General features: G+C 58.9%; 4 protein-coding genes and 1 pseudogene. 4 read left to right on the top strand and 1 reads right to left on the bottom strand.

Translation table 11 applies throughout. The features are described 5' to 3' along the window. Positions 1-88 precede the first annotated feature (88 nt). The 4 genes and pseudogenes from J8I87_RS43360 to J8I87_RS43345 all read left to right on the top strand — a co-directional run. Positions 89-1,264 carry an IS110 family transposase gene (locus tag J8I87_RS43360; protein ID WP_209938752.1) on the top strand — a complete coding sequence of 392 codons (1,176 nt, stop codon included), beginning with the start codon at positions 89-91 and terminating at the stop codon, positions 1,262-1,264. A 618-nt stretch (positions 1,265-1,882) separates the two neighbouring features. Continuing rightward, entirely contained in the window at positions 1,883-2,107 is a 225-nt protein-coding gene (locus J8I87_RS43355; protein WP_245254613.1) for a LysR substrate-binding domain-containing protein, read from the top strand. Between the two features lie 173 nt (positions 2,108-2,280). Continuing rightward, entirely contained in the window at positions 2,281-2,859 is a 579-nt protein-coding gene (locus tag J8I87_RS43350) for a cysteine dioxygenase (RefSeq protein WP_209938750.1), read from the top strand. Between the two features lie 63 nt (positions 2,860-2,922). After that, positions 2,923-3,500: pseudogene (locus J8I87_RS43345) on the top strand (MFS transporter); the annotation flags it as partial. Positions 3,501-3,779: 279 nt separating this feature from the next. Here J8I87_RS43345 and J8I87_RS43340 read toward each other — a convergent pair. Next, positions 3,780-4,511, bottom strand: a complete 732-nt coding sequence (locus J8I87_RS43340; protein WP_209938748.1) for a hypothetical protein — start codon at positions 4,509-4,511, stop codon at positions 3,780-3,782. Positions 4,512-4,707 lie beyond the last annotated feature (196 nt).

The following is a 4,707-nucleotide window of genomic DNA, read 5'->3' as shown; positions in this document are numbered from 1 at the left end:
GCCGCGCTACGCAACACCAGCGACAACTGGGGAAAATTACTTCGACGAAAGTGGGGAGTATTTATCCGACGCTGACAAGGAGATGATCATGGGCAACGACCAGAGATATCAGTCGGATACTGAAGAAGTCGTGCTGGCTGTCTCGCTCGAACTCGCGGCCAAGAAGTGGAAGGTCGCGCTCCACGATGGCCGGCGCGAGCGGCCCGCCGTCCATACGGTCGAGCAGCCGCAGGCCGCTGCGCGCCTACAGGCCGTGCTGGCCCTGATCGACGGGCACAGGGCCAGGTGGTCGCTGCCGGCGGGCGTGCGCATCGTCGTGTGCTATGAAGCTGGCCAGGACGCGTTCTGGATCTGGCGTGCGCTGCAGGCCCACGGCATTGAATGTTACGTCGTGGATGCGGCGAGCATCCCCGTCCAGCGTCACAAGCGGCTTGCCAAGACCGACCGGCTTGATGCGATCAAGCTCGTCATCAACCTGCGCGCGTGGCTGCGTGGCGAGCGCGACCGCATGCACGTGGTTCACGTGCCCTCCGCGCAGGATGAAGCGTCGCGCCACCTGATGCGCGAACGCGGGCAGCTGCAGAAGGAAGTGCTGCAGCACCTCGATCGCATGCGCAAGCTGCTAGCCACTCTCGGCTGCTGGGAAGACACCGCTCATCGCGCCTTCGCCGACCGGCTCGCGCGCGACGAGGTGCGGTGTCACGACGGCACGTCCCTGCCGCCCGAACTCCGCGAGCGACTGCTGCACGAGTGCGAACGGCTCGCCCTCGCCACCCAGCAGCTCGCCGCACTCGAGAAGACCCGCCAGGCCAGCGTGCCGGCACCCTCGCGCGCGCGCAGCGATGCCCTGGCACGCCTGAAAGGCATTGGGGAAGTCAGCGCCTCACGCCTCGCGCTCGAACTCTACTGGCGCGATTTCCACAACCGGCGTCAGGTTGGGGCCTGTGTCGGACTCGTGCCCCAACCGTATGACAGCGGCGAGAGCCAGACCGACCAGGGCATTAGCAAGCAGGGCAACCGGCGGGTACGCGCGTTACTGGTGGAGATGGCTTGGACCTGGCTGCGCTACCAGCCCGGCAGCGCACTCACCCAGTGGTTCAACCGGCGCACGCAGGGCACCGATCCCAACCGCCGTGCCCGACGCATTGCCATCGTCGCCGTCGCACGACGCCTTGCGATTGCCCTGTGGCGTTACCTCAAGGACGGCCTGATTCCCGAAGGCGCGCAACTGAAGCCTGGCCAGCCCGTGCCGTGCGACAAGTGACGCCCCCTCACACAGCTGCTTGCTACCAACATGGCTTGAAGTGAACACGCCCGGCCCGGTCCTGGGTTGCCGCAGCAACCGATTTTTCGAGATTGGGCGTGTTCCCGGACACGATTCCGGCGCAATGCGCATGCAGGATAAGGCTGGCCAGGTGCCAGCGGATAGAAGGTGAGTAAGACGTTGGAGTCTTATGTGCGCGATGATCGGCTTCAGACACGAAACATGATCGGCAGCAAAGTTGCCAAGGAGAGCAGTCCCAGCCCTCGTGATGATCAGGAGTTATCCACCGCCGGCCGGCGTCATGGCGTAACAGGCGACCCGCCGGCCGGCCGTGGATAACTCCTGCGCCGCAGTTCACGGCGCGTGCCTTGCTTCCGGGGCGCGTGGCCCGTCCCTCAGCCAGGTACGTCTTCCGTATGCAGGCAAGGGCAGTCTTGCAACCGTTCGCCAGCCACACGTCAATTGAAGCCAAACCCTTGACAATTTGATGCTCATAGAAGGACCGGGCGCCCGCCTGTACGTTGCTGGTGTTCATCGATGACGCGACCGGGCGGCTGATGGCGGTTCATCTCAAGAAATGCGCTGCGCCCCAGGGTGACGTATGAGCTCCTGCAACTGATGTCGATACTGGAGCTGGTCGCGAGTGGGAAGGGCATCTCGATTCTGGCCAAGCTGGCGCTGCCGGATCGGTATCCTGGCACGGTATTCCGTCCTCTTCCCCCTGGCACGTCCCGACGTATCGGATTGGTGTGCCTGAATCAGAACCGGCTGTCCCCCGCGGCTCACGCGTTCTGGCAGGAAGCTCGCCGATATCACGCTGAGCTCAAGGGTGCTGTGCGATAACGCGTACGGGATGGTTTCGATGACTCCAGAATCCGTCCGCAACTTGAAATCAGATTCAATTGCTCAGGAAAGGACATGAGTCGACAATCGATATCGCTATAGGGTTCGCCACCATCGACCGATCAAGAGTGCGAACCGCCGCCTACAACGACACCCCGCCAAGGAGGCATGTGATGCGCGTTCCGGCTACGCTCTTCAGACAGTTCGTGCACGAATTTACGCTGCTAGTTGACACATTCCCGGATGATGAAGCGCAAATCCTGGGCAAAGGCCACGATCTCCTTGCCGGGATCGTTCGTCGCGATGACTGGCTCCCCGAGGCGTATGCGCAGCCACATCCCCAGTACTACCAGCAGTACCTGCTGCACGCCGATCCGGCCGATCGGTTTTCGGTTGTCAGCTTTGTCTGGGGCCCGGGCCAGAAGACTCCGATCCATAACCACACGGTCTGGGCGCTGATCGGTTTGCTCAGGGGTGGCGAGCGTGCCGAATGTTTTCAAGTCGGGGAGCCCGGCCAGCCGATGCGATCGCTCGGAGTCGATTACCTCAAACCGGGAACTGTCGAAAGTATTTCGCCCCGTACGGGCGACATCCACAGAGTATCCAACACATATGATGATCGCGTCTCGATCAGCGTTCATGTCTACGGCGGAAACATCGGACGGATTTCGCGGCACGTCTTCGACCCGCAGACGAGCATGCGCAAACCGTTCATGTCAGGTTACTCCAACGAGGCCGAGATCTCCGCGTAGGCAGTCAACACTTGCGTCGACGCGTTTTATCCGAAGCGCCCCGATGCGCGTGATCCCGTCCTGATGTCCACTTCAAGAATCAACGCCGACGTTGTTCGTTTGGCCACGGCGCAAGCCCTGGCCGGTGCCAACTCCACCGTCGTCTACGCCACCGGCGCCATTATCGGCCACATGCTTGCCCCGACGCCGGCGCTGGCGACATTGTCTGTGTCCGTCTTCGTTGTCGGCATGGCAGCTGCAATGCTTCCGGTTGGCGTAATGACGAGGCGCTACGGGAGGAAAGCTGCTCCGCTGTTTGGCAATGCCTGTGGCGCCGTCGCCGGACTGTTGGCAGCGCTCGCGCTGGTCATTCCATCGTTCAGTCTGTTCTGCGTCGCCATGCTGTTTGGTGGCGCATACGCAGCCGTAGTGCTGACGTTCCGGTTTGCAGCTGCCGAATGCGTGCCAGCAGAGAGTCGCGCCGGGGCCATGTCGACGGTGCTGGCCGTGGGCGTTGCCGCCGGCATACTCGACCGTAGCTGGTTACAGCCACCATGAATCTGTGGTCGCCGCATGCGTACGCGGTCACCTACCTGGCCTCCGCCGGCACCGCGGTGCTCTCGGGGATCGTGCTAATGGGCGTGCGGTTCGAACACCAGCCTCGGCCATTTCAAACAGCAGCACGAGCCTGAGAACTCACCGACTCACATGCGAATGATCGGCCTCGATTCCGCGCTCGGCAATCATCGTTTTCCAAATTGCGCGGACCTAACGAATATGTAACATACCACCCCCTTCGCATCACGACCTTGTCAGACGGTTAATGCAGGCGCTAGAGCACCTTCGTCATGACCGGATTCACGTTTCGTTTCATTGATCAAAATTTTCGCCTTCATGTGCGAGCATTAAGGTTCGTCGCGCCACGAAAAGGCATTAGAGATCTATGGGTACACGGGTGAACATTCATACGGCGAAGGAAACCATTTACCCACTTCACAAGCAAAACTTGGATCGGTTTTATGTAGTTTATGGAAAGTATCCGTTGGTGTCGTGCCTTTATGAACGCAATCTGCTGCATTGAACCATGCCTGAACCCCTACTGCCCAATATTCGCCGGGATTTTGCCCGGCGTATGAATTTCCCAGATACCTCTCCTTCGCATCTTTATACAACGCATTCAAACGGTCATCAAACCCTGGGTCATGAACAAGTATGCCCGCGTCCATGACAGCATGTGCGAACTCATGGATACAAATAGATTCACGTGGATATCTGTCAAAAGGGCGTCCTACTTTGAGCAAATTCGCTTCACTGCAACTTACATATGGAAGGCAAGAAATCCAGCCGCATCCCTGTGCTCTTTGATCCCATTTTTCGTCGCATGGTAGTGGGAATCGTCTATCCATATCCACATACTCTGGAAGCGTCGTCATCTCTCTATTCTTTGGGATAATGAGAAAACCCTCTACGCTATTTGCCAGCAGCCTCCGGATCGGGTCATGTTTTGATACCATTACCTCGATTATGCGTTTTGCCTTAAGAAGCGCAAAACTATCGACTTCTGCCGCTGCGACAACCGGGATTCCACTAGCGTCAACGTATTTTTTGTAGTAGTTCCTGTCGAACTCCAAGCTATCAGGAACGGGCGAAATAAAATCGACATGCGTCTCCATCCTCATTTCCTTCGAAAAATAGTTTAGAGCCCGCACCTTGCATGTCGTACATGCATCGAATGCAGAAATGACAGAGTTGGTGAACATCTGCTTAGCTTTTTTCAATCCGATAACCTACGTAGTCGGCCCTGAACAATTCGTCCTTTGTGCCGCCGCCGTCACACCATCAGGTCGGCGGCGATGCTGAAGTTAAGCA

Source organism: Paraburkholderia sp. LEh10 (assembly GCF_017814945.1).
GTDB lineage: Bacteria > Pseudomonadota > Gammaproteobacteria > Burkholderiales > Burkholderiaceae > Paraburkholderia.
Note: the sequence above shows the minus strand (reverse complement) of the source record. Positions and strands in the feature narration are given on the sequence as shown.

What these genes read in the sequence shown, in the direction of transcription:
- J8I87_RS43340 (WP_209938748.1), bottom strand. Translation starts at nt 4,511, where the DNA reads ATGGAGACGCATGTCGATTTTATTTCGCCCGTTCCTGATAGCTTGGAG.
- J8I87_RS43350 (WP_209938750.1), top strand. Translation starts at nt 2,281, where the DNA reads ATGCGCGTTCCGGCTACGCTCTTCAGACAGTTCGTGCACGAATTTACG.
- J8I87_RS43360 (WP_209938752.1), top strand. Translation starts at nt 89, where the DNA reads ATGGGCAACGACCAGAGATATCAGTCGGATACTGAAGAAGTCGTGCTG.
- J8I87_RS43355 (WP_245254613.1), top strand. Translation starts at nt 1,883, where the DNA reads ATGTCGATACTGGAGCTGGTCGCGAGTGGGAAGGGCATCTCGATTCTG.